Source organism: Pseudomonas sp. 910_21 (assembly GCF_052850735.1).
This window is the reverse complement of the sequence record NZ_VXCY01000004.1, coordinates 279937-303252: the sequence shown is the minus strand read 5'-3', so window position 1 is coordinate 303252 and position 23316 is coordinate 279937. Positions and strand designations below refer to the sequence as shown.

The 23316-nt window shown below is 63.9% G+C and carries 21 protein-coding genes and 3 pseudogenes; 3 read left to right on the top strand and 21 right to left on the bottom strand.

Annotation, left to right across the window (positions count from 1 at the left end; all coding sequences use genetic code 11):
* Window positions 1-6 precede the first annotated feature (6 nt).
* The 10 genes from FW796_RS15080 to FW796_RS15035 are packed head-to-tail and all read right to left on the bottom strand — an operon-like array spanning window position 7 to window position 7914.
* On the bottom strand, window positions 7-432 hold the full coding sequence (locus FW796_RS15080; RefSeq protein ID WP_102862823.1) for an acyl-CoA thioesterase: 426 nt from the start codon (window positions 430-432) through the stop codon (window positions 7-9).
* Complete coding sequence (locus tag FW796_RS15075; protein WP_446439520.1) at window positions 422-1969, bottom strand: HAL/PAL/TAL family ammonia-lyase; 1548 nt, start codon at window positions 1967-1969, stop codon at window positions 422-424. The genes FW796_RS15080 and FW796_RS15075 overlap by 11 nt, the downstream gene beginning before the upstream one ends.
* Window positions 1950-2894 carry an LpxL/LpxP family acyltransferase gene (locus tag FW796_RS15070; RefSeq protein WP_346634487.1) on the bottom strand — a complete coding sequence of 315 codons (945 nt, stop codon included), beginning with the start codon at window positions 2892-2894 and terminating at the stop codon, window positions 1950-1952. Before FW796_RS15070 ends, FW796_RS15075 begins: the two co-directional genes overlap by 20 nt.
* Window positions 2891-3649: a glycosyltransferase family 2 protein gene (locus FW796_RS15065; protein WP_404938107.1), complete on the bottom strand. Its 759-nt coding sequence runs from the start codon at window positions 3647-3649 to the stop codon at window positions 2891-2893. Before FW796_RS15065 ends, FW796_RS15070 begins: the two co-directional genes overlap by 4 nt.
* Before the next feature lie 31 nt (window positions 3650-3680).
* Window positions 3681-5354, bottom strand: coding sequence for an ApeI family dehydratase (locus FW796_RS15060; protein WP_446439519.1), 1674 nt, complete (start codon window positions 5352-5354; stop codon window positions 3681-3683).
* Window positions 5351-5896, bottom strand: coding sequence for a COG4648 family protein (locus tag FW796_RS15055; protein WP_346634490.1), 546 nt, complete (start codon window positions 5894-5896; stop codon window positions 5351-5353). Before FW796_RS15055 ends, FW796_RS15060 begins: the two co-directional genes overlap by 4 nt.
* Entirely contained in the window at window positions 5893-6147 is a 255-nt protein-coding gene (locus FW796_RS15050) for an acyl carrier protein (protein WP_016962653.1), read from the bottom strand. The genes FW796_RS15055 and FW796_RS15050 overlap by 4 nt, the downstream gene beginning before the upstream one ends.
* A gap of 9 nt (window positions 6148-6156) precedes the next feature.
* Window positions 6157-6429 (bottom strand): phosphopantetheine-binding protein, encoded by a 273-nt coding sequence (locus FW796_RS15045; protein WP_011058851.1) that lies wholly within the window; start codon window positions 6427-6429, stop codon window positions 6157-6159.
* Window positions 6398-7219, bottom strand: coding sequence for a lysophospholipid acyltransferase family protein (locus FW796_RS15040; RefSeq protein WP_346634491.1), 822 nt, complete (start codon window positions 7217-7219; stop codon window positions 6398-6400). Before FW796_RS15040 ends, FW796_RS15045 begins: the two co-directional genes overlap by 32 nt.
* Window positions 7195-7914, bottom strand: coding sequence for a beta-ketoacyl synthase chain length factor (locus tag FW796_RS15035; protein ID WP_346634492.1), 720 nt, complete (start codon window positions 7912-7914; stop codon window positions 7195-7197). Before FW796_RS15035 ends, FW796_RS15040 begins: the two co-directional genes overlap by 25 nt.
* A 346-nt stretch (window positions 7915-8260) precedes the next feature.
* Here FW796_RS15035 and FW796_RS15030 point away from each other — a divergent pair, with 346 nt between their 5' ends.
* Entirely contained in the window at window positions 8261-9031 is a 771-nt protein-coding gene (locus FW796_RS15030) for a ParA family protein (protein WP_102882064.1), read from the top strand.
* A gap of 47 nt (window positions 9032-9078) precedes the next feature.
* Here the strand turns inward: FW796_RS15030 and trxC are convergent, their stop codons facing one another.
* The 4 genes from trxC to FW796_RS15010 form a co-directional block, all read right to left on the bottom strand.
* The gene (gene trxC, locus FW796_RS15025; RefSeq protein ID WP_210482776.1) at window positions 9079-9513 is read right to left on the bottom strand and encodes a thioredoxin TrxC; all 435 of its coding nucleotides are present in this window, start codon (window positions 9511-9513) and stop codon (window positions 9079-9081) included.
* A 78-nt stretch (window positions 9514-9591) separates the two neighbouring features.
* The gene (locus FW796_RS15020; RefSeq protein ID WP_446439518.1) at window positions 9592-10542 is read right to left on the bottom strand and encodes a hypothetical protein; all 951 of its coding nucleotides are present in this window, start codon (window positions 10540-10542) and stop codon (window positions 9592-9594) included.
* Between the two features lie 26 nt (window positions 10543-10568).
* Window positions 10569-11513, bottom strand: coding sequence for a hypothetical protein (locus FW796_RS15015; RefSeq protein WP_346634494.1), 945 nt, complete (start codon window positions 11511-11513; stop codon window positions 10569-10571).
* An 81-nt stretch (window positions 11514-11594) separates the two neighbouring features.
* Entirely contained in the window at window positions 11595-12035 is a 441-nt protein-coding gene (locus tag FW796_RS15010; RefSeq protein WP_346634495.1) for an IgaA/UmoB family intracellular growth attenuator, read from the bottom strand.
* A 284-nt stretch (window positions 12036-12319) separates the two neighbouring features.
* Here FW796_RS15010 and FW796_RS15005 point away from each other — a divergent pair, with 284 nt between their 5' ends.
* A complete protein-coding gene (locus tag FW796_RS15005) occupies window positions 12320-12616 on the top strand; it encodes a type II toxin-antitoxin system HigB family toxin (protein ID WP_346634496.1) in 297 nt (98 codons plus the stop codon).
* Complete coding sequence (locus FW796_RS15000; protein WP_123725097.1) at window positions 12613-13014, top strand: helix-turn-helix domain-containing protein; 402 nt, start codon at window positions 12613-12615, stop codon at window positions 13012-13014. The genes FW796_RS15005 and FW796_RS15000 overlap by 4 nt, the downstream gene beginning before the upstream one ends.
* 1 nt (window position 13015) lies before the next feature.
* Here the strand turns inward: FW796_RS15000 and selO are convergent, their stop codons facing one another.
* From selO to FW796_RS14965, 7 genes and pseudogenes are all read right to left on the bottom strand, one after another.
* Complete coding sequence (selO, locus tag FW796_RS14995; RefSeq protein ID WP_446439517.1) at window positions 13016-14479, bottom strand: protein adenylyltransferase SelO; 1464 nt, start codon at window positions 14477-14479, stop codon at window positions 13016-13018.
* Window positions 14480-14528: 49 nt separating this feature from the next.
* A complete protein-coding gene (gene mscK, locus FW796_RS14990; protein ID WP_346634498.1) occupies window positions 14529-17882 on the bottom strand; it encodes a mechanosensitive channel MscK in 3354 nt (1117 codons plus the stop codon).
* Between the two features lie 66 nt (window positions 17883-17948).
* Window positions 17949-19691, bottom strand: coding sequence for a potassium/proton antiporter (locus FW796_RS14985; protein WP_346634499.1), 1743 nt, complete (start codon window positions 19689-19691; stop codon window positions 17949-17951).
* Between the two features lie 176 nt (window positions 19692-19867).
* A pseudogene (locus FW796_RS14980) lies at window positions 19868-20467 on the bottom strand (methyl-accepting chemotaxis protein); the annotation flags it as partial.
* Window positions 20468-20770: 303 nt separating this feature from the next.
* Window positions 20771-21427: pseudogene (locus tag FW796_RS14975) on the bottom strand (MCP four helix bundle domain-containing protein); the annotation flags it as partial.
* Window positions 21428-21685: 258 nt separating this feature from the next.
* Window positions 21686-22549 (bottom strand): methyl-accepting chemotaxis protein, encoded by an 864-nt coding sequence (locus FW796_RS14970; RefSeq protein ID WP_446439599.1) that lies wholly within the window; start codon window positions 22547-22549, stop codon window positions 21686-21688.
* Window positions 22541-23296: pseudogene (locus tag FW796_RS14965) on the bottom strand (MCP four helix bundle domain-containing protein); the annotation flags it as partial. The gene FW796_RS14970 and the pseudogene FW796_RS14965, both read right to left, overlap by 9 nt.
* Window positions 23297-23316 lie beyond the last annotated feature (20 nt).

Here is a 23316-nt window from a genome sequence, read left to right as displayed (position 1 = left end):
CTGTGTTCATGGCAAGGCCCTTGCGACGGCGTCGGTGAAGACCTTGGGCGAGGCCAGCTGCATTTCACGGCTGGCGATCTCCACGGCCACCTGCACCGAGCTGGCGCGGGTCAGGCGCTCGCCACTGGCCAGGTCAGTGATCAGGTAGTTGATCTTCAGACGGTTCTCCCACTCCACCAGGCTGGCGCGCACGTTCAAGGTCTGGCCGAACACTGCGCCGCGCACGTAGCGCAGTTGCAGATCGATCACCGGCCAGGCGTAGCCGGATTCGAGCATCTGGTTGTAGTTGTGGCCGAGCTTGTCCAGCAAGGCGCAGCGGGCGACTTCCAGGTACTTGACGTAATGCCCGTGCCAGACGACGTGCATGGTGTCGACGTCGAAGAACGGCACCTGGACCTGGGTGTCGGCGTGGATCACTCCCTTACTGCGCATGCAGCCTCCAGTGTTGCTTGGCGATACGTTGCAGGCACAGGCGCAGTTCGCGCTCCAGGGCGCGGTCCTCGATGACAGGGGCGAAGTCCGCCGCCAGTTCCCGGTGCATGGCATCCAGGGCCGGCGGCAACGGCCGGGCATCGGCTTCCTGGCTGCGCAGCCAGACGCCCTGGTTGGCGGCGAGCAAGGTGGCGGCGGCCACTTGCTCGGTGAGCTCCAGCACGCGGATCGCGTCGCGGGCGGCGATGGTGCCCATGCTCACCTTGTCCTGGTTGTGGCATTCGGTGGAGCGCGAGAACACGCTGGCCGGCATGGTGTTCTTCAGGGCTTCGGCGGTCCAGGCGCTGGCGCCGATCTGCACCGCCTTGAAACCGTGGTTGAGCATCGCCCGCTCGGCGCTGGCGCCGGACAGGTTGCTCGGCAGGCCGTGGTTGTAGCGCACGTCCACCAGCAGCGCCAACTGCCGGTCCAGCAGGTCGGCGACGTTGGCCACCAGGTTCTTCAGGCTGTCCATGGCAAAGGCGATGTGCCCGCCATAGAAGTGCCCGCCGTGCAGCACGCGCTCGGCTTCGGCGTCGATGATCGGGTTGTCGTTGGCGCTGTTGAGTTCGGTTTCGATGAAGCCGCGCAGCCAGTTCAGGCTGTCGGCCAGCACCCCGAGAACATGGGGCGCGCAGCGCAGCGAGTAACGGTCCTGCAGGCGGTGCAGGGGCGCGGTCGGTGCGTCGATCGCCAGGTCCTGGCGCAGCCACGCAGCGACTTGCATCTGCCCCGGGTGTGGCTTGGCGGCGAACAGGCGTTCGTCGAAGTGCTCCGGGTTGCCTTGCAGGGCCACTACGTTGAGGGCGGTGATGCGGGTGGCCAGGCGCAGCAGGTAGTCGGCTCGGGCGAAGGCCAGGCAGGCGAGTCCGGTCATCACTGCGGTGCCGTTCATCAGCGCCAGGGCTTCCTTGGGCCGCAGCACCAGGGGCTCCCAGCCCAGCTCGCGGTGCACGTCGGCGGACTCACGGCGTTCGCCGCGGAACATCACCTCGCGTTCGCCGGACAGGGTGGCTGCCACGTAGGACAGCGGCGTCAGGTCGCCGCTGGCGCCCACCGAGCCTTCTTCCGGGATCAGCGGCAGGATGTCCTGATCGAGGAAGGCCTGCAGGCGTTCCAGCAGTTCCACCCGGACCCCGGAAACCCCGTGGCACAGCGACTGCAGACGTGCGGCCAATACGGCGCGGGTGGCTTGGGCGTCCAACAGCTTGCCCAGGCCGCAGCCATGGAAGGTGTACAGATGACGGGGCAGGGCCTCGACGTGCTGCAGGGGCACGGCCACCACGCAGGAGTCGCCGTAGCCGGTGGTCACGCCGTAGATCACCCCTTCCTTGTCCAGCAGGGAGTCGAGGAACTGCGCGCCCTTGGCGATCCGCTGGCGCCATGTGGCGTCGGCTTGCAGGCGCGTCGGTGCCTGACGGTTGGCCAGGGCCAGCACGTCTTCGATGCGCAGGGGGTGTTCGCCGAAGGTTACCGGCTCATGGGTCGAGGTCGTCATCGGTCTTCCAGAATGGGTAAAAGTTGAACCATTGTTGCGGTGCCTGCAGGCAGTACTGGCCCAGGCGCTCGGCGTAGCGGGCGGTCCATTGGGCGATCACCTGCTGGCGGTCATTGCGCTTCCACTGCACGGCTTCGGCGAAGGGTTCGAGGATCACCTGATAACGGCCCTGCTGTTTCAGGCACAGCAGCAGGTTGACCGGGCACTTGAGCAACCCGGCCAGCAGCCAGGGGCCCTGGGGGAAAGCGGCCTGATGGCCGAGGAAATCCACCCGCACGTTGCGCCCGCCGTGCAGCGGTACGCGGTCGCCGGCAATTGCCAGCCATTCGCCGCGATCCAGGCGCTGGCTCAGTTGCAGCATGATCGCCGGGTCCAGCTCGCTGACCTGGATCAGCCGCAGGTTGCTGGCGCCGGCCTCGCCCAGCAGGCGGTTGAAGCGTTCGGCGTGCTTGGTGTGCACCAGCACGTTCATGGTCACCTGCTCACCCAGCTCGGCCAAGGCCCGGCAGACTTCCAGGTTGCCCAGGTGCGCGCCCACCAGCAGCTGTCCGCGTTCGCCGCGCAGCTGATGGCGCAGCTGCGCCGGGTCGATGATTTCGATCTGTTCGATGCGCAGCTTGCCGTTCCACACATCGAGCTTGTCCAGCAGGGCGTCGGCAAAGGCCATGAACTGGCCGAACACCCGCCAGTGGCTGGGGCGCAACGCGTCGCGTCCGCTCCATTGGGCCAGACGCTGCTGGTATTGCCAGATGCTGCGGCGGGCGCTGCGGCCGAACAGGAAGAAATAGAACACGATGACGTACAGCACCGGGCTCAGTAGCCGCCGCCCCAGGACCCGCACACCGAAGGCGGTGAGCTTCATCAGCCAGAAACTGCCGCGCTCCTGGTGCTCGGCCCAGTGCTCGTTGGATGGTGGCTGGCTCATGGGCGCCACCGACGCCAGAGGATCTGCGGCAGGCGCAGCAACATGCCGAAGAACAGCTTGGCGTGCATCTTGGAAATCAGTGCGTTGTCGTGGAACAGGCGAAAGTGCGACAGGCCGTCCTGGGGATAGTGCACCCGGGTCGGCAGCCAGTGCATGGGCTGGTTGCGCCAGGACAGGCGCACCAGGATCTCCGGGTCGAAGTCCATGCGTCGCCCCAGTTGCACCGAGTCGATCAGGGCCAAAGTGGCGGGCAGGGGATAGACCCGGAAGCCGCACATGGAATCCGGGATCTGCAGCGACAGGCTATTGATCCAGACCCAGACGTGAGTCAGGTAGCGGGCGTACAGGCGCCCTTTGGGGACGCTGGCGTCGTACTGTGGATAACCGCAGATCAGCGCTTCGGGATGGGCCTGGGAGCGTTGGATGAAGTTATCCACATCCGCCAGGTCGTGCTGGCCGTCGGCGTCCACCTGCAGGGCGTGACTGAAGCCCAGTTGCACGGCTTCGCGCAGGCCGGCCATGACCGCGCCGCCCTTGCCCTGGTTGATGGCCAGGCGGATCAGGAACACCTTTTCGCGCTGGGCCATCTGCTCCAGCACTGCCGCGCAGGCCGGGCTGCTGGCGTCGTCCACCAGTACGCAGGGCAGGCCCCGGGCCAGGAGCGCGTCGACCACGGCGGGCACGGCGGTTTCATGGTTGTAGACCGGGATGACGGCGCAGGGGCTGTGGGTCGGCGTGGGCCCCTTCGCTGGCAAGCCAGCTCCTACAGCCGCGAAGCGGGAAGAGTTATCCACAGCTGGCCTCCAGGATGATCCGCCCGCTGGAGCAGGGGGCGCCGTCATTCAGGTAGGCGAAATACAGTTTCTGGCGCTGGACGTCGAAGCGCAGATTGAGCTGGATGCGGTCGCCGGGGCGTACCAGTTGCTGGAACTTCAGCACTTCCATGCCGGCGAAGCGGCCCGGCAGATTGAGCAGCTGCTGGCCCAGGGCCAGGGCCCAGTCCACTTGCACCACCCCCGGCAGCACCGGGGTGGCGGGAAAGTGCCCGCTGAAATACGCCAGGTCCGGCGGAATCGCCAGTTGCAGTTGCCACTCTTGTTCGTCCTGCACCTGCTGCAGCACCTCCGGCGCCTGCGGGCGCGGCGCTAGCAGCAGAGCCTGGACCTCGGCCTGGGGCAGCTTGCCCTGGTTGTTCAAGGGCATTTGCCGCAGCAGGCGCCAGCGCCGTGGCAGGGCCAGGGCTTCGCAGTGCCGGGACAGGTGCTGGCGCAGGGCCTGGGTCAGGTGGCGTCGGCCCTGGTTGCGCAGGGCATGCAGGCCGGACTCGCTGAGCACCAGCAGGGCGCCAAGGTAGGCGCGGTTGTCTTCGATCACCCCAAGGCGTGCTTCCGCGACCCATTCGTGCTGCTCCAGGGCCTGTTCCAGCATGGGCAGGGAGATGCGTTTTTCTTCCAGCTTGACGATGCGGTCCAGGCGGCCCAGCAGTTCGAAGCGGCCGTCAGCGGCAATGCGCGCGGCATCGGCGCTGTGTTCGATATGCCCGGCCGGCAGGTAGGGCGAGGCGATCAGCAGCGCGCCGTCGCTGTCCTGGCTCAGGCGCACCTCGGCAAAGGGCTGCCACAGGTCGGGCCCCTGGCGCCAGGCAATGCCGCCGGTTTCCGAGCTGCCGAGGATCTCCGTTGGCCATTGCTGCAAGCGTTGTTGCAGCCCACTGGCGGCCTCGGCGGGCAAGGCGCCGCCAGAGGAAAATACCCGCCGCACCGGGCTCAGAGCCGGCCAGTCGAGGTTGTCGCCCATGCGCTTGAGCAGGGCGGGGCTGGCCACCCAGGCGAATGCCGGGCATTCGCGGCTGGCCCGTTGCAGGTCTTCGGGGAAGGCCAATTGACGGCGCACGAAGGGACGCCCGGCGCACAGCGGCCAGAGCACGCGGAACAGCAAACCGTAGATATGCTGGGTGGCGACGCTGCCGATGATCCAGGCCGGGCCCAGGTCTGTGCCCCACAGTTGTTCCAGGGCCTGGACCTCGTTGGCCAGCTGGCGCAGGTTTTTCTCGATGCGCTTGGGTTCGCCGCTGGAGCCCGAGGTGCACAGGCTCAGCCGGCAGGCGTCCAGGTCCAGCTCGGCCGGCTCCAGCGGTGCAACCTGCAGTGGCTGCAAGGGCGGGTCCTGGTCGGTCAGCCACAGGTCGACGTCCGCCGCCCAGCGCTGGCGGGTCTGGGCCTGCAGGTCGGCGGGTAGCAACACGCTGACCCCGGCGCGCCAGGCACCCAGCAGGGCCACGGCCAGGTCAACGGCGTCCTCCAGGTGCAGCGCCAGACGGCGTACGCCGCGCTCGTGCAGGGCTGCGGCCAGGCTCAGGGCCCGGGTCTGCACGCCTTCCAGGTCGATGTCGGAATGGGCGCTGACCACCCGCGGTGCTTGGGTCCTGAGCAATAGCCGCTCAAGGGCAATCCAGTTCATCTACGGCCTCGTACCCGTTGTCGTAAAAGCCACTCAATGGCAAACAGCAAACCCATCAGCCCATAGGCGATCAGGCCGTTGTACAACGTCCACCAGCTCAGCGGCGCCCAGAGGGTCAGGGCTGCGGCGAGCACTCCGTTACAGAGGAAAAACACACTCCAGGCGATGGTCACCTGGCGGGTGTAACGTATGGCCTTTTCCGGCAGATCCGGCTCGCTGAGGCGGGCCAGGCGCTCCGCCACCGGCGGACCGTACTTCAGGCTCAGGCCGAACAGGCCGAGCATGAAGCTGCTGATCAGCACCGGGTACCAGCGCAGCAGCGCCGGGTGATCGAACCACGCCAGCAGCAGGCAGAAGGCGATGGCCGCACCGGCCATCCACAGGCTGCCGGGACGGCGTTCGCCGGTCAGCGCCCGGGCCAGCCACAGGCCGCCCAGCAGCAGGCCGAATTGCCACGGAGCGAAGTGCTCCATGCCGAAATACACCGCAAAGGGGTAAAGCAGGCCGGCCAGCAACAAGCCCAGGCCGATCAGCCGGCTCATGCGGCCGGCTGGACCAGACGGTAGACCGCCTCGACCACGTCATTGACGGTACGCACCGACTTGAATTCCTCGGCGGCGATTTTCTTGCCGGTCTGACGCTTGATGTGGTCGATCAGGTCGACGGCGTCGATGCTGTCGATTTCCAGGTCCTGGTACAGGTTGGAATCCAGGCTGATGCTGTCGGGCTCAAGCTCGAAGAGTTCGACCAGGGCATCGCGCAGGGTGTTGAAGATGTCGTCACGGGTTTGCATGGTCGGTTCTCAAGCTGCCTGTTTTGCAGTGACGAACGCCGCAAGGCTCGCCACGTTACTGAAGTGGTTGCGGGTGTCCTTGGCGTCGGCATCGATCTTGATGCCGTACTTCTTCTGGATCGCCAGGCCCAGTTCCAGGGCGTCCACCGAGTCCAGGCCGAGGCCTTCGCCGAACAGGGTCTGATCGTTGCCGATGTCCTGGGCGCTGATGTCTTCGAGGCCCAGGGCATCGATGATCAGCAGTTTGATTTCAAGCATCAGATCCGGGTGTGTATCGCTCATCTCTGGCGAGCTCCTTGATGAAATAGTGGTGCAAGTGCTCATTGAGCTTGCGCGAAGCCTGAGGCGCGGGGCCTTGGGCGGCAAAGGTCTGTGGGTCTATATCGGCACCGACGTGAAAACTGAAGTGCACACGGCGTTGCGGAATGCGGTACCAGGGCTCGGCCTTGGTCAGGGTGGTGGGGCTGACCTTGATCACCACCGGGGTAATGATCTTCGCACCTCGCAGGGCAATCGCCGCGGCCCCCCGATGAAAGGCCGGAGCGGCGCCCGGCTGGGTGCGGGTGCCCTCCGGAAAGACGATCAGGGTCTGACCTGCCTGCAGCGCCCCGCAGGCGCTGTCGAGCATGTCCATGCTGCCGTCGTTGCTGATGTACTGGGTGGCGCGCACCGGGCCGCGGGTGAAGGGGTTGTCCCAGAGGCTTTGCTTCACCACGCAGTTGGCGTCGCGCACCAGGCCGATCAGGAACACCACGTCGATCAGCGACGGGTGATTGGCGATGATCATCTGCCCCGGACGGCCGAGCAGGTGGGCGCCCTGGACTTCATAGGTGAGCACGCCGCTCTTGGCCATGAAACGGATGAACAGCCAGAACAGCCGACTGACGGTCTGGCGTGCGCGCCGGCTATGGCTGGCGGCGTCGCCGGGCAGGCAGGCGAGCAGGGGGAAAATCACCAGGCGCAGGCACAAACCACCTATTCCGAACAGTGCAAAGCTCAGACCGGTGGCCAGCAGGCGCCAGTAGTAGGCATTGCGGCCCTTGGCGTTCAGTGGTTGCGTTGCCAGGTCCATACACGATTCATCCAGGCATGTTGGCAAAAGGTCTGCGAGCCGAGCAGGGTTCGCAGCAGGTTCAGGGCATGGGGCCACTGGGTCTTGGGGATTTGACCGTCGTGGCTGTCCAGGGACAGTTGCCAGTCGTCGCCGGGGCTCAGCAACAGGCCCAGGGCGTAGGGAAAAGGTACGTCGTCGATCCAGCTGGCATAGGCCTCGGGCGGCTGTTCCTCGGTGATCACCAGCAAGACGTGGGGGGCACCGTCCGCCAGCAGGGTGGCGGCTTCCAGCAGGCCGTGTTCCAGGCCGTCGCCGGCGGCGGCCAGGGCCGTCATTTCACTGGTTTCGCCGCGCATGATCGACCACAGGCCAATCACTGCGTTGTGCACCGAGAGGCTGAACTGGGTGGGCGACAGAGGCTGCTCGGCGGCCAGGTCGCTGAGGATCTCGAAGGTTCGCGGGGTTTCGCCATGCCGGGAAATGAACACCAGTGGCAATTGCTCGAGGCCTTCGGCCAGGGGCCAGCCAACGCTGAAGGCCATGCGCGCCAGGCGACTGAGACGGCGGCGCTGCATGGCGGGCAGAAAGGACACATCGGGAGCGGCATCGCTGCTCTCAGGCAGGGCCGGCTGACGGCTCCAGGCCTGCCAGGCGTCCACGCTTTCGAGCCCAGGGGCCCACGCACGCCATTGAGCGATGTTGAACTTGATCACTTGATTTCATCCCGCCCCTGCGGGCTTCCTTGACGCGGTGTATCGCTTCGATTGGCGATTGACCTGGATGACGCAAAGGCGCCAGTGGCGCGCATTATCCCGGTGCGACTGGCTTGTAGCAAATGCTGCTTGGGCTGTTGGTCGCAAAAGCAGACGGATCTGCGGTGATCATGGATATCTATTTGCCACTATCGAGTTGCCTTTTCGCCCCAATCCCTGGTCGCCAGGGCTTTGCATGGCGTGTTCCAAGGGTGTTGGGCGGCGGGAAACTCTTGTGTTGCCGAGGTAGCTAAGGGGCGGTGAGGACTACTACACTCGGTGATCTTTGATACACGGAGGTTTAGACATGCGGCGTGTGGTGTTCAATCAGAAAGGTGGTGTGGGCAAGTCCAGTATTGCCTGCAATCTGGCGGCGGTCAGCGCCAGCGAGGGGTATCGCACCTTGCTGGTGGACCTGGATGCCCAGGCCAACTCGACCCAGTACCTCACCGGCCTGACCGGCGATGACATTCCCATGGGCATTGCCGATTTCTTCAAGCAGACCCTGTCTTCCGGGCCTTTCTCGAAAAAGAACCAGGTGGATATCTACGAGACGCCGTTCGACAACTTGCATGTGGTGACCGCCACCGCCGAGTTGGCGGATCTGCAGCCCAAGCTTGAGGCCAAGCACAAGATCAACAAGCTGCGTAAGTTGCTGGACGAGTTGGCCGAGGACTATGACCGGATCTATCTCGACACCCCGCCGGCCCTGAATTTCTATGCGGTTTCGGCGTTGATCGCCGCCGATCGGGTATTGATTCCCTTTGACTGCGACAGCTTCTCGCGCCAGGCGCTGTACGGCCTGCTGGCGGAGATCGAAGAGTTGAAGGAAGACCACAACGAGGACCTGCAGGTCGAGGGGATCGTGGTCAATCAGTTCCAGGCTCGGGCCAGCCTGCCGCAACAGATGCTCGACGAACTGATCAGCGAGGGGCTGCCGGTGCTGCCGGTGTACCTGGCCAGCTCGGTGCGCATGCGTGAATCCCACCAGGCCAGCCTGCCGCTGATCTATCTCGATCCGCGACACAAGCTGACCCAGCAATTCGTTGACCTGCACAACCTGCTGGAAAACGCCTGAACTCAGCGCCGCGGTGGCAGGAGCGCAAGTCTCCTGTCAGGGCGTGTTCAGATGCCCTGGCTGCGCAACCAGCCCAAGAGTTGCGGCAAGGGCAGGGCGCCGCTCTGGCGGGCCACTTCCCGGCCGTTTTTGAACAGGATCAGGCTGGGAATCGAGCGAATGCCCAATTGCCCCGACAGCTGCGGGTTGGCTTCACTGTCCAGCTTGGCCAGGCGGCACTTGCCACTGAGCTGCGCGGCGGCCTGCGCAAAGATCGGCGCAAAGGATTTGCACGGCCCGCACCAGTCTGCCCACACATCCACCAGCAACGGCAGGTCGCCCTTGATCTGGCTGGCGTAGTCGCCCTGTTTCAAGTCAAAGGGTTTGCTCAGCAACACCTCGGCCTTGCAGCGCCCGCACTTGGGGTGATCCCCCAGGCGTTCGGCGGGAATGCGGTTGAGGCCGTTGCAGTGCGGGCAGGGGATCAGCAGTGGGTCGGACATGGTTGGGCTCCGCAAGCAGGGTAGAGCGCCTTAAATGGCGGCGCCCTGGGTGAATATCAAGTCGGCGTCGCCATGGCTTCACGTGCTGCGCGGGGCCAGTTCGACACTGACCAGACGGTCCATGGAGCGGCCGATGTAAAAGGTAAAGGGCCGCCCCAGTTCCATGGCCATGCCCTGGCACTTGCCCATGAAGCCTATGTGTTGCAACGGAGAAATCTCCCCATCCTCGTGGTACTGAAGGCCCAGGGAACCGACACTGAAGCCGACGCGGTCGGCGCGGCGATCCGTTCGTGTGCCCCAAGAGGTCTTGATCGCGGACAGCTGGATGCGGTTGTCGAACAGCATCTGGTTGAGCGTGGGGTTGGTGAACGTGATGTTGCCGAACAAGAACTGCGCCGGTTCGCGCTTGTGGTCTTTCCACTCCAGATACACGTTGTAATCCCCGGTTCCGCTTCCGGCCTTGCTGCCCATCTGGCTGAACGGCATGCCCGGCGCCTGGAGAGTGGCCTGGTATTGGCAAAACGCCTCGTTGGGCGTGCCGGTGGCCGAGAGCTTGCCGCTGGTCAACTCCTCCATCGAGTAATGAAACAGCACATCGGCGTATTTCACCGGCTCCAGCGCCAGCGAGAAGCGCCGCGGCAAGGCCATGGCTCTTTTGCGGTACTCGGGGCTGGTGTATTTCCCGGTTTCCGGGGCGATCTCCAGAACGGCTTCGAAGGTGCCGGCTGCGCGCGCCTCGACAATCTCGCTGAACAGTTCCCGCAGACGTTGGCGCTGGGTTTCGGGCACGCTGCTGTCCAGGCTGATGTGCAGGGTCTTGTCGTCCTTGCGGTCCATCTCCAGGCCGATGGCGTCGGGTTCGATGCCGATCCCGGTGGCCATCTCAGTGATGGTCTCTGCAAAGTACGGCACGATGCGGGCCTGCTTGGGGTCACCCACTTCTTCCTGGAAATGCAGGGTGAGGTAGGTCTGCTTGCAGCCGGTCAGCAGCATCAGCAGCAGGGCTGCCGTGTAGAGGCGTCGGTTCAATGGAGGTCCTTGTTGCGCCATGGCGCTTAGCGGAAATCGACGCTGGTCAAGCGATCCAGGGTCCGACCCATTTGAAAGGTGAACGGTCGGCCCAGGGTCTGCATCTTTTGATCGCACAGCGCTTGCAGTTCGTCTTTTCGGGTGTCGAAGGGCTGGGCTGAGGTCAGGGTCTGGACACCGATGGAGCCGATGACGATGGCGAATTCGTCGAGGGGCACCGGTGCGGGCCGGGTGATTTTCGAGCTGGAAGGCCAGGCCTGGATGGTTTTCTGTTGCAGGTGCCGGTTCAGGTCCGGGTCATCGAAATGCACCTTGAGTGGCACCTTGGCAATGCTGCCGCTGCGGGTCAGCAAGGAGACCAGGCCGCGCTCGCTGTTGTCCTGTTCAAGGGCTTCGTAGCCGATCAGTTTCAAGCGCGTGGGCATTGCCAGGTGCGCGGTGATCTTGCAACTGACCGGGCCTTCGATTTCGCTCTGGTTGACGATGGCACGCATGCTGTCGTCGTAGCTGCGGTCCAGCAGCATCTCGAACGTCGGATCGAACTCGAGGCTGGCGTCGATGCTGTCCGGCAGGTCGCTGGGGCCGGGCGGGTTGACGCTGGCTTGGGCGTTGTCCAGTTCCAGGTGCAGGTTCATCGAACTGGCCTTGCGCGCGTCGGTAACCTGCTCGAAGACCGCCCTGAGGCGACCCCGTTGCTCCGGGCTCAGGGAGTAGTCCACCAGGCGCAGGTGGATCACTTTGTCATCCTCCTTGTCCCGTTCCAGGGCGATGGCATCCGGGGCCAGGTCCTGGGCGCTGAGCGCGGTGTAGATGCTCTGCTTGTACGCCTCGTGCACCAACTGGTCGGAGTATTGCGGGCCGGCCTTGGGATCGGAGCGCACCGAATCCTGGAAGTGCAGGGTGGCGAAGTCTTCCTTGCACCCGGTCAGGGCGAGCAGCAGGGGCAACAGCAGCAGGTAGCGACGTTTCATGGCGGACTCTTGCAGGGTATCGACGGGGGCAGGGTTCGTGGCATGGGCGAGTGGTGAAGGTGGCAGTCGGCTGCCGGTGCGTTACAGGGCCAGGCGATGCCCGTTGAGGCCGATGACCACGGCGAACTTCTTGGCGATCACCACTTCGGCCTGGTTGCTGTCGGCCAGGAAGCTGTCCATCGGGTAGGGGAATTCCACGGGAATACCGGCGATCGACACGTGTTTTATCGACTGGGCCTGCAGTTCCAGCCCGTCGCTCGCGGTGCCGCCGCTAATCAGATAGACGCTGTCGCTGATCGGCTCGTAGGACATGCCGCCGCTGCCCTGGATACGTTGCAGGCTAGCGGTCTGTTTGGCCAGTTCGTCCAGTTCGGCCTGGGTAATGGTGCGGTGCGGTTTACCGTGCAGGCGCAGGTCCTGCAGGTTCATGCGGTACTTGGCGCGGCGGCTCAGGTAGATGACAGCCGACACCAGGGTGATCACGCCGAAAACCAGGGTGACCAGGGTGAGGAACAGGTTCATGCGCATCCTTGCAGGTACTGGAAATCAGGGACGCGCATTATCCGCATCCGCTGCCGACGGGTCCATGCGCAATCTTGTGTTTGGCGCTTTTCTGCACGACGGCCGAGGCGTTGGTCGAAGCTCATGAGTCCGTCGCAATCGCTCACACACTGCTCGGCAAGCCCGTTCGTTGGCTGTCTAGGCTTGAAGCACGTGAGCACCGCTGGTCTGACCGCGGGTATAGCATCTTGAGATATCTAATGCTCGCATCTAACGTTAATAGCATTATGCGATAGGGACATTGCATGCACATCATCACCGCAAAACGTATCCGGCAGGCCAAGGAGCAATGGCCGCAAGTCGCGCGGGCACTGGATACCTGGTACCGCAAGGCCAAAGGCGCCAGGCCGGCTGATTTCGCCGACATGAAGGCCTTGTTTCCGGCGCTAGATAAGGTCGGGCGCTTTCATGTTTTCGACATTGGCGGCAACAAACTGAGGCTGATCGCAATCGTGCGCTATGGGGGGCAGCGCCTCTATATCAGGCATGTGCTGGATTACGGCGAGTACGACAAGGGGCTGTGGAAGGAGGAATCACAATGAGTCTTCAGGTTAAGCAAGCGGCGGAGCACTGGCAGTTCGTTGCGCCCATATTGCGCAAGCCCAAGAGCGAGGCCGATTACGACGCGCTGGCCCTGGCACTTGATGAGCTGTTGGACATCATGGGCGAAGACGAATCGCACCCACTGGCTTCGCTGGTGGACATCATTGGTGACTGGATCGAGGCCTACGACGAAGAGCACCATCCGATGCCGGCGGTCAGCGCAGTGGAGGTTCTACGTTCGTTGATGGGTGAACATGGCCTGACTCAAAGCGACCTGCCTGGGGTGGGCGCGCAATCGGTGGTGTCGGAAGTGCTCAGCGGCAAGCGCCAGCTCAACCTGCGGCAGATCCGCTGGCTGGCCGAGCGCTTCAAGGTGTCGATGGAGACCTTCGCCTGACTCAGGACGAGCAGCTGATTTCCAGGTGCTTGCCCCACTCAGGTGGGCGCTCGGCATAGCTGTCCATGCCGGCCTGTTTCTCGAAAGGCCGGCTCAGCACCTGATTCAGGCGGCGCACTTCGCTGTAGTCCCCCGCTTCTGCGGCATCAATGGCTTTCTGCGCCAAATAGTTGCGCAGGATGTACAGCGGGTTGACCGCGTGCATGCGCTCCCGGCGCAGGTCCTGGCCCTGGATCGGATCCCGGGCGACCCGTTCCCGGTACTGCTCGGCCCAGGCATCGAAGCCGTTGCGATCGACGAAATCGTCTCGCAGCCGCGCCAGCGACTGTTCCGGGGCTTGCTCCCCCAAGTGGCGGAAGAACAGGCTGTAGTCGACGCCGCTGTTCTGCATCAGTTGCAGCAGGCGCTCCACCAGCTTCTGATCGTCGTCCTCGGCCTGGGTGAAGCCCAGGCGTCGGCGCATCAGGTCCAGGTAATGAGCCTGGTACAGCGGCAGGAACAGGCCCAGGGTTTCGCGCAGCGCCTCGACGCTGATGAACGGCGTCAGGGCCTGGGCCAGGGCGCTGAGGTTCCACTGGCCGATGGGCACCTGGTTGCTGAAGGAGTAGCGGCCCTGGTCATCGGAATGGTTGCAGATGAAGTGGGCGTCGAAATCGTCGAGGAAGGCGAAGGGGCCGAAGTCGAAGGTAATGCCCAGGATCGACATGTTGTCAGTGTTCATCACCCCGTGGCAGAAGCCGTAGGCCTGCCATTTGGCAATCAGCTCGGCATTGCGCTCGACGATTTCGCGAAACATCGCCAGGTAGGGTTGAGGCTGTTCCAGGCACTCGGGGAAATGCAGGGCCAGGACATGCTCCCCCAGTTGCTTATGCTGCTCGGGTTTCTTCGTGTAGTAGAAATACTCGAAATGCCCGAAGCGGATATGGCTCTGCGCCAGGCGCAGAACCATCGCCCCGCGTTCCTGTTTCTCGCGCCACACCGGGGTGTCCGAGCCGATCACGCACAGGGCGCGGCTGCTGGGGATGCCCAGGGCATGCAGGGCTTCGCAAGCGAGGAACTCGCGGATCGACGAGCGCAGTACTGCCCGGCCATCGCCCATGCGGGAATACGGCGTCTGGCCGGCGCCCTTCAAGTGCAGGTCCCAGTGTTCTCCCGCCTGGTTGTAGACCTCGCCCAGCAGCAGCCCGCGGCCGTCGCCCAGTTGCGGGTTGTAGGAACCGAACTGATGCCCGGAATAGACCATTGCCCGGGGCTCGGCCTCGGCCCACAGCTTGTGCCCGCCGAACAGTTCGGCGAATACCGGGCTTTCGGCCACGGCGGGGTCCAGGTCCAGCAGCGCCATGGCGCCAGGACTGGCCGCTACCAGTCTTGGGTTGTCGAGGGGTTCGGGCAGTACGTGGGTCGAGAAGGCGTCGCCCAGGCGAGCGAAGCGGTTGTCGAAGGTCAGTTCGTCGAGGGCTTTCAACGGCCATCTCCCAGCAGAATGTCCGAGCATTCTGCTAGGGATAGAGGCCTTAGTCGAGTTTGCTCGGCGGCGGTTCCTGCAGCGGCTTGCCTTCGGCCACCGGGACGATGGTCTTGGCCTCCGGCTCGATGGGCACCATCTTGTATTCCTGGCCGTGGAGGTTCTTCAGGTAGACCTCCATCTGCCGGAAGGAGATGTTGATGTGCTGCTTCTTGAACTCGCGGTTGATGAAGCGGTTGACCTCGTCCACCACCGGGTTGCGGTCCCCCAGTTCGCGAACGTGCATGCGCAGTTCGTGGTCCAGGGTGCTTTCGCCGAAGTTGAGGAAGTACACGTGAGGCTCCGGCTCCTTGAGTACCCGCGGGTTGTCCCGGGCCGCCTTGAGCAGCAGCTCCTTGACCAGATCCAGGTCCGAGCCGTAGTCGACCCCGAGCTTGAGGGTCACCCGGGTCACGGTGTCGGTCAGGGACCAGTTGATCAGTTGCCCGGTGATGAAGGTCTGGTTGGGGACGATGATGTCCTTGCGGTCGAAGTCGGTGATGGTGGTGGCGCGGATGCGGATCTTGCTCACCGTACCCGACAGGTTGCCGATGGTGATGGTGTCGCCGATGCGCACCGGCCGCTCGAACAGGATGATGATGCCGGAGATGAAGTTGGCGAAGATCGCCTGCATGCCGAAACCCAGGCCCACGGACAAGGCCGCCACCAGCCACTGCAGCTTGTCCCAACTGACCCCGAGGGTGGCCAGGGTGGAGACGAAGCCGATCCCGGCGATGGCATAGGACAGTAGGGTGGTGGTGGCGTAGGCACTGCCCTGGGCCAGATTCAGCTTGGACAGCACCAGCACTTCCAGGAGACCGGGCAGGTTGCGCGCCAGGGCAAAGGTGATACCGATAATGATCAGCGCGCCAATCACGTCGCCGATGCTGATGGGCACCATGCTCATGTTGGCGCCGGTGCCGCTGGTGTATTCGTAGAGGGTGACGTTGTCCAGATAGGAGAACACGGTGATCAGGTCCGCCCAGACCCAGTACAGCGCGGCGATGAAGCCGCCCAGCAGGGCCAGGCGGATCAGGCGCAAGGACTGTTCGTTGACCTTCTCGATGTCCATGGTCGGTTCTTCGACCACCGCATCGCCGCTTTCCCCCGCCTCCTTGGCGGCCTGGCGCTTGCTCAGGGCCCGCTGGTAGGCCAGGCGTCGAGCGGCGACGCTGAGGCCGCGGACGAAGGTGGCCTCGATCACCAGCCAGAACATCAGCAGGTAGAGGGTGTTGATCAAACGGTCGCTGAGTTTCAGTGCGGTGTAGTAGTAGCCAAAGCACACGGCAATGAACAAGGCGATCGGCAGCAGGGTGAACAGCAGTCCCACTGCCTTGCGGAACAGCGAGGCGTTCTCGTGGGTTGGGCTGCTCAACAGCAGGCGACTCAACAGCCAGGCCATCAATCCATAGCAGGTCAGCACCACGGCAATGCCCAGGACGTCCTCGGCCAGGGCCGCAGGCTGATGCTCGGCGACTGCCACCACGGCCACCAGCGCCAGGACCACCAGTCCCAGGCGGCGAACCCAGGACTGAAGGAATTCCACCTGGGGTTTCTCCCAGCGGAAATGCAGCTCGGCCACGCCGCCAGGGGCGAGGATTCGATAGGCGGTATAGAACACCAGCCAGGCCTGGGCGATCTGCAGCAGCGCCGCGCCGAGGTTGGCGTTCTGCCCCCGGGCATCGATCTGCAGGGCATAGCCGCACAGCGCCAGAGCCAGGGTGACCGGCATCGCCAGGAGAATGTTCACCAGGATCGCCAAGGGCGTGTGCCACTGACTGTCGCGTTTGAAGTGGCCGATGTCCTTGTGCACCTTGTTCAGGCGCGCATAGAGGTTCTTGCGTCGCCACAGCAGGGCGCCGATCAACAGCGCCAGGGGCAGGAACAGCAATGGCCGCTGTGCCAGGCCGTCGGTCAGTTCACTGAGGCTTGAGGCCCAGGGCAGGGTGGTGAGCTGTTTCTCCAGGCGCTGAGGGACTTCCTGCAGCCACTCGGCGTCCAGGGGCTTGTTGCTGGGAATCCAGAACATCTGCTCGTCGAGTGTCGCCCGCAGGCTCTGGGACGTGCTCAACAGCTGCTTCTGGTTCAGTTGCAGGGTGATGGATTCATTGAGCAGGGCGCTGAGCTCGCGGTTCAGGCGCTCCAGCAGGTCGGCGCGGGTTATCGCCAGGTCGATCAGGGTCCTGCGCAACTGAGGCGTGACCTGCTCCGGGGGTTGGGTCTTGAGCAGGTTTTCGACGTAGGCGCTGGGGCTGCTGAGCAGTTCCCGCTGCTGGTTGATCTCGAACTGGTAGAGGCGGATATCGGCGATTTCGTCCGCCAGGTCGCGGTCCAGTTTCAGGCGCGGCAGGGCCTGTTTCTGCTTGTAGAGAATCTTCGACAGCAGCAGGCTGCCCTTGAGCACGTTGATCTGTTCGTCCAGGGCCGCATCGCTCTGGCTCACGCTGTCCAGTTGCTGCTTGGTCTGCAGGTTCTGCTGGGTCAGCTCGTTGAGGCGGTCGGTGCACACCAGCAGGTAGTCGGAGAGCTTGAGGTTGGTGGCGCTCTCGGTGGCCAGCAGGCTACTGCCCCCGGCCTTCTGCGCCTCGATGGACTGCTGGGTCACGGTTTCCTGGGATTGGGCCAGGCGTTTCTGGTTGATCAGGGTCTGCAGGTCCTGGATTTCCTGTTCCAGGCGCGCGGTTTTTTCGATCAACAGGTCATGCTGGCTGTTGCCCAGGTCCTGGAGCTGGCTGTTGCCCGCCAGCTCCTGGCGGCGCAGGGGAATCAGGGCGTTGATCGCCGCCAGTTCGGCATTGAGCAGGTTGCGCTGGTCGGCACTGAGCAGCTTGCCGCCGTCCTTGCCGGACTTGAGTGCAGCGTTGATCTGCAGGATTCGCGTCTGGCTGCTGCTGATCTCGGCCTGGGCCCGCTCGGGGCGGGTCTGGGCAGTGATGGTCAGGCTATTGGCATCGGCCAGGGCCTTTTGCAGTTCGCCCTGGGTGGCGCTGCGCTCGGCCAGCAGTTGCTCCAGCTGGGACACCGCCAGCGTGGCGTAGCGCTGGGCCACCGGCACCACTTTGCTGGCCTTCAGACGTGCCAGTTCGCGCTGGTTGTCCGCAGTCAGGCGTGGCGCGTTGCTCAGCTGCTGCTTCAGGTCCGTCAGGCGTCGTTCGTAATCCTGCTTGTTGTTCAGCTGGTTCAGGGTGTTCTGCAGCAGGTTCTGCAGGGCCTTTTGATCGGCTTCCGGCAATTTGCGCTCGGCGATCTTGTCCAGACTTTGCTGGACCGACTCGGCGCTGGGGGGATCGCCGCCCTGTGCGGCGCCGACAGAGAGACTCAGGCCCAGCAGGGCAACAGCGATGAATTTACGCAGGGTAGGCATAGAAGTCGGTCAAGCAATTGGGAATAGGGGGGAACGCCGCGGCGATGGCCTGGCGCGTTCCCGAGTTTAGAGGAAGAGTCCGGGGCCGGGGCGACTTCCTTCGGGGAATCTGACGCCAACTTTGCCGATCTTGTTCCCGTCCATCACGGCCACGGTCCAGATGGTGTTGTTCCACTCCACCTGGTCGCCGACCACCGGCGCGCCGCCAACCTTCTGGGCAATGAAGGCGCCCAGTGGCATATCCGCGTCCTGGCCATCGAGCTTGAGCCCGTAGAGCGCCGACACCGCGCCCAGCTGGGCGTCGCCTTCCAGTACGAAATCGCCGAAGAAGCGCAGGTCCAGCCCGCGCTCCGGAGCCTGGCTGAAGAGCTTGCCCAGGGCCGGCAGGTTGTGTTCATGACCGATTACGCACAGCAGGTCGTCGGCCTCGAGCACGGTACTACCCGACGGATGGAGCAATTGCTGACCGCGAAACAGGGCCGCGATCCGCGTGCCTTCGGGCATCTTCAGCTCCCGCAGGGCGGCGCCGATGCACCATTTTTCCGCTCCCAGGCGGTAGACGAACAGTTCCCACTCGCTGGTGACGTGGACTTCCAGGGCCGCCCGGGAAATCGGTGCCGGCTCCGGCGGCACCGTGACCTTGAGCCACTTGGCCACCCACGGCAGGCTGGTGCCCTGGACCAGCAGCGAGATCAGCACGATAAAGAACGCCAGGTTGAAGTACAGCTGGGCGTTGGGCAGCCCGGCCATCAATGGGAACACCGCGAGAATGATCGGCACCGCGCCCCGCAGGCCGACCCAGGAAATAAACGCCTTTTCCCGGCCATGGAAGGCCTTGAACGGCAGCAGTCCCACCAATACCGAGAGCGGCCGAGCGAACAGAATCATCCACAGCGCCAGGCCCAGGGCCGGCAGAGCGATGGGCAGCAGGTCGTGGGGCGTGACCAGCAGCCCCAGCACCAGGAACATGCCGATCTGCGCCAGCCAGGCCATGCCGTCGAGCATGTGCAGGATGCCATGGCGGCTGCGCACCGGACGGTTGCCGATTACCAGGCCGCACAGGTACACGGCGAGGAAACCGCTGCCGTGCAGGGCGTTGGTCAGGGCGAACACCACCAGGCCGCCGGCAACCACCAGGATCGGATACAGGCCGTTGGCCAGGTGGATACGGTTGACCAGTTGCAGCATCAGCCAGCCGCCTCCCAGACCGATCACCGCACCGATGCCGAACTCGCGGATCAGGTCGGTCAGCAGGCTCCAGTGCAGGCCGGTGTGGCCGTTGGCGAGCATGTCGATCAGGGTCACGGTAAGAAACACCGCCATGGGGTCGTTACTGCCGGACTCGATCTCCAGGCTGGCGGTAACCCGTTCGTTGAGGCCCTTGCCCCCCAACAGGGAGAACACTGCGGCGGCGTCGGTGGAGCCGACGATGGCGCCGATCAGCAGCCCCTGGATCAGGTTCAGGTCGAACAGCCAGGCGGCAGCCATACCGGTCAGCCCGGTGGTGATCAGCACCCCCACCGTGGCCAGGGACAGCGCCGGCCACAGGGCCACGCGGAAGCTCGCGACCCGGGTGCGCAAGCCGCCGTCCAGCAGGATCACGGCCAGGGCCAGGTTGCCCACCAGGTAGGCGGTCGGGTAGTTGTCGAAGATGATGCCGCCGCCATCGACCCCGGCGGTCATGCCCACGGCGAGAATGATCACCAGGATCGGGATGCCGAGGCGGGAGGAAAGTGAACTCACCAGAATGCTCGCACCTACCAGCAACGCGCCGATCAAGAACAGGCTGTTGATGGTCGTCGCATTCAAAGGCAGTACTCCAGAGCGGAAAAGGCGGGCGCAAGCTGACCATGCAGTCTGCGTGCCAGCGATTCTAACCTGTTGAAATGCGCCACTGTCAAAAAGCTTTTGATGACAGTGGCGGATTTTTTTGGGGTGAATTCCGGCGCCGATTTACTGGCGTGTTCCGGGGCTGGCGAGCGGTTTCAGAGGCTGAATCGCGCGACCATGCTGTTGAGGTCCACCGCCAGGCGCGACAGCTCGTTGCTGGCTGCACTGGTCTGGTTGGCGCCGGTGGCCGATTGCACCGACAAGTCGCGGATGTTCACCAGGTTGCGGTCCACTTCCCGGGCTACCTGGGCCTGTTCCTCGGCGGCGCTGGCGATCACCAGGTTGCGTTCGTTGATCTCGATGATGGCGCTGTTGATGGTGTCCAGCGACAGGCCGGCACCGCGAGCGATGTTCAGGGTCGACTCGGCGCGCTCGGTGCTGTTGCGCATGGAGTCCACTGCGTGCTCGGTGCCGCTCTGGATGCTGCCGATCATGCGTTCGATTTCGCTGGTGGACTGCTGGGTACGGTGCGCCAGGGCCCGGACTTCGTCGGCGACCACGGCAAAGCCACGACCTGCCTCGCCGGCACGGGCGGCTTCGATGGCGGCGTTGAGGGCCAGCAGGTTGGTCTGGTCAGCCAGGCCGCGAATCACGTCCAGTACCTTGCCGATATCCCGGGACTCGTTGGCCAGGTCGCCGATCAAGCTGGCGGTGCCTTGCACGTCGGAGCTCATGCGCTCGATGGCGGACACGGTTTCCTGTACCAGATCGCGACCGTCACCGGCGGAGGTGGTGGCGTTCTTCGAAGCTTCCGAGGTGCTCACGGCGTTGCGTGCCACTTCTTCCACGGCGCTGGTCATTTCATTGACCGCGGTGGCGGCTTGCTCGATTTCGTTGTTCTGCTGGGTCAGGCCGCGAGCGCTTTCTTCGGTGACGCAATTGAGCTCTTCCGCTGCCGACGCCAGTTGGGTGGCGGAGCCGGAAATGCGCTGCAGGGTGTCCCGCAGTTTTTCCTGCATCTTGGCCATGGCGCGCAGCAGGCGTCCGGCTTCGTCGCTGCCGTCGACCGCGATCGGCCGGGTCAGGTTGCCTTCGGCGATCTCTTCGGCGGCGCTCAGGGCGTTGGCGATCGGTACGGTGATGCTGCGGGTCAGCAGCCAGGCGAACAGCAGGGTCAGGCCGGTGGCCAGGACCAATAGGGAGACCACCAGATTGAAGGCCGAGGAGTATTGTTCGGCGGCCTGCTGGTTGGTGTCGACGGTCTGCTGGGTGTTGATCTCCAGCAGCCGGTTGAGCACGGTGTTCATGGCTTCCGAGTTGTTCAGCAAGTCGGTGTTGAGCAGGTTGCGCAGCTCTTCCACCTGATTGCCGCGGGACAGGGATTTCATCCGCTCTTCGATCTGCCGGTACTGTGCCAGCAACTGGACGTACTGCTCGTAGGCGGTCTTTTCCTCGGGGCTGGTAATGAACTTCTCGTAGACGACCTGGGCGGCGCGGATCTGCTGGTTGCGCATGTCCAGCAGTTCGATGGTCTTTTGCTGGACATCGGGTTCACGGTTGACCAGCAAGCGATAGGACAGCACCCGCAGGCGCAGGGTCAGCTGAGTGAACTCGTCGAGGCTCTTGATGCTCGGCACGCTGCTCAGGGTGATGTCCTCGGCGGCGCCGCGGATCTTGCTCATCTGATTCAGGGCGAACACACCCAGGATCAGCATCAAGCCGCCGATCATGGCAAAGCCGAGGAAGGCCCGTGGTGCGATGTTCATATTACGAAGGGACATGGTGAGTACCAAAAAGGGCGCATCCGTGCGGGGGCTTGAGACTGATCTACCGTGACTTATCGGTCGTACGACTAAAGTCTTGAGCCTCGCCGTGGATTTAGCCTTTTGGCTACGCACCCGGCCGGGAGCGTCGATTGCCGACTGCGTCGGCCCCAGGCCCGGAATAGAGCCTTGGGGCCGGGGGCAGGGCTTTTACAGCTGGAATCGGGTCACCAGATTGTTCAGGTCAACGGCCAGGATCGACAGTTCGCTGCTGGCGGAGCGGGTCTGATTGGCGCCGGTGGTGGACTGCACCGACAGGTCGCGGATGTTCACCAGATTGCGGTCCACTTCCCGGGCCACCTGGGCCTGTTCTTCGGCGGCGCTGGCAATGACCAGATTGCGCTCGTTGATTTCGTTGATGGCGCTGTTGATGGTGTCCAGGGACTGGCCGGCGCTGCGGGCGATAGTCAGGGTCGACTCGGCGCGCTCGGTGCTGTTGCGCATCGAGTCCACTGCGTGCTCGGTGCCGCTCTGGATGCTGCCGATCATGCGTTCGATTTCACTGGTGGACTGCTGGGTGCGGTGCGCCAGGGCCCGGACTTCGTCGGCGACCACGGCAAAGCCGCGGCCGGCCTCGCCGGCACGGGCGGCTTCGATGGCGGCATTGAGGGCCAGCAGGTTGGTCTGATCGGCCAGGCCGCGAATCACGTCGAGCACCTTGCCGATGTCCCGGGATTCGTTGGCCAGCTCGCCGATCAGGTTGGCAGTGTCTTGCACGTCACCGGTCATGCGCTCGATGGCCGAGACGGTTTCCTGCACCCTGTCCCGTCCGTCCCCGGCGGAGGTGGTGGCGCTCTGGGAGGCTTCGGAGGTGCTGACCGCATTGCGTGCCACCTCTTCCACGGCGCTGGTCATTTCATTGACCGCCGTAGCCGCCTGTTCGATTTCGTTGTTCTGCTGGGTCAGGCCCCGGGCGCCTTCGTCGGTGACGCTGTTGAGTTCCTCTGCCGCCGACGCCAACTGGCTGGCGGAGCCGGAAATGCGCTGTAGGGTATCGCGCAGTTTCTCCTGCATCGTGACCATGGCCTGCAACAGGCGTCCGGCTTCGTCATTGCCGTCGACTGTGATCGGCCGGGTCAGGTTGCCTTCGGCAATCTCTTCGGCCGCGCTCAGGGCATAGGCGATGGGCTGGGTGATGCTGCGGGTCAGCCGCCAGGCGAACAGCAGGGTCAGGGCCGTGGCCAGCATCAGCAGCGCCACCACCAGATTGAAGGCGGTGTTGTATTGTTCGGCGGCCTCATGGTCGGCGACGGTGGAGTAATGGGTGTTGATCTCCACCAATTGATTGAGGGTCGCGTTGACCTTCTCGGCACTGTCCATCAGCTCGGTGTTCAACAGCCTTTGCATCTCGTCGAGCCGGTTGTTGTGCGACAGTTCGATCAGTTGGCGTTCCAGTTGGCGGTGGTGGGCCAGCAGAGTGCTGTATTCATCGTAGGCGGCGCGCTCTTCGGGACTGCTGATGAGCGTCTGGTAGAGCACTTGGGCTTCATCGATCTTCTGGTTGCGCTGGCTGATGGACTCCAGGGTCTGTTGTTGTGCCTGGGGGTCGCGGTTGAGCAGCAGTCGATAGGCCTGAATCCGCAGGCGCAGGCTCAACTGGGTGAACTCGTCGACGCTCTTGATGCTGGGGATGGTGTCCTGGGTAATCCGTTCGGTTGCCTCGCGGATCTTGCTCATCTGATTCAAGGCAAAGATCCCGAGGAGCAGCATCAAGCACCCGATCAGGGCAAAGCCGAGGAAGGCCCTCGGAGCGATATTCATGGAGCGCAGGGACATTGAAT

Excerpts from the sequence above, each read along its gene's own strand:
- FW796_RS15080 (WP_102862823.1), bottom strand. The coding sequence starts at position 432 with ATGCGCAGTAAGGGAGTGATCCACGCCGACACCCAGGTCCAGGTGCCG.
- FW796_RS15075 (WP_446439520.1), bottom strand. The coding sequence starts at position 1,969 with ATGACGACCTCGACCCATGAGCCGGTAACCTTCGGCGAACACCCCCTG.
- FW796_RS15070 (WP_346634487.1), bottom strand. The coding sequence starts at position 2,894 with ATGAGCCAGCCACCATCCAACGAGCACTGGGCCGAGCACCAGGAGCGC.
- FW796_RS15060 (WP_446439519.1), bottom strand. The coding sequence starts at position 5,354 with ATGAACTGGATTGCCCTTGAGCGGCTATTGCTCAGGACCCAAGCACCG.
- FW796_RS15055 (WP_346634490.1), bottom strand. The coding sequence starts at position 5,896 with ATGAGCCGGCTGATCGGCCTGGGCTTGTTGCTGGCCGGCCTGCTTTAC.
- FW796_RS15050 (WP_016962653.1), bottom strand. The coding sequence starts at position 6,147 with ATGCAAACCCGTGACGACATCTTCAACACCCTGCGCGATGCCCTGGTC.
- FW796_RS15045 (WP_011058851.1), bottom strand. The coding sequence starts at position 6,429 with ATGAGCGATACACACCCGGATCTGATGCTTGAAATCAAACTGCTGATC.
- FW796_RS15040 (WP_346634491.1), bottom strand. The coding sequence starts at position 7,219 with ATGGACCTGGCAACGCAACCACTGAACGCCAAGGGCCGCAATGCCTAC.
- FW796_RS15030 (WP_102882064.1), top strand. The coding sequence starts at position 8,261 with ATGCGGCGTGTGGTGTTCAATCAGAAAGGTGGTGTGGGCAAGTCCAGT.
- trxC (WP_210482776.1), bottom strand. The coding sequence starts at position 9,513 with ATGTCCGACCCACTGCTGATCCCCTGCCCGCACTGCAACGGCCTCAAC.
- FW796_RS15015 (WP_346634494.1), bottom strand. The coding sequence starts at position 11,513 with ATGAAACGTCGCTACCTGCTGCTGTTGCCCCTGCTGCTCGCCCTGACC.
- FW796_RS15010 (WP_346634495.1), bottom strand. The coding sequence starts at position 12,035 with ATGAACCTGTTCCTCACCCTGGTCACCCTGGTTTTCGGCGTGATCACC.
- FW796_RS15005 (WP_346634496.1), top strand. The coding sequence starts at position 12,320 with ATGCACATCATCACCGCAAAACGTATCCGGCAGGCCAAGGAGCAATGG.
- FW796_RS15000 (WP_123725097.1), top strand. The coding sequence starts at position 12,613 with ATGAGTCTTCAGGTTAAGCAAGCGGCGGAGCACTGGCAGTTCGTTGCG.
- mscK (WP_346634498.1), bottom strand. The coding sequence starts at position 17,882 with ATGCCTACCCTGCGTAAATTCATCGCTGTTGCCCTGCTGGGCCTGAGT.
- FW796_RS14970 (WP_446439599.1), bottom strand. The coding sequence starts at position 22,549 with ATGCAGGAGAAACTGCGCGATACCCTACAGCGCATTTCCGGCTCCGCC.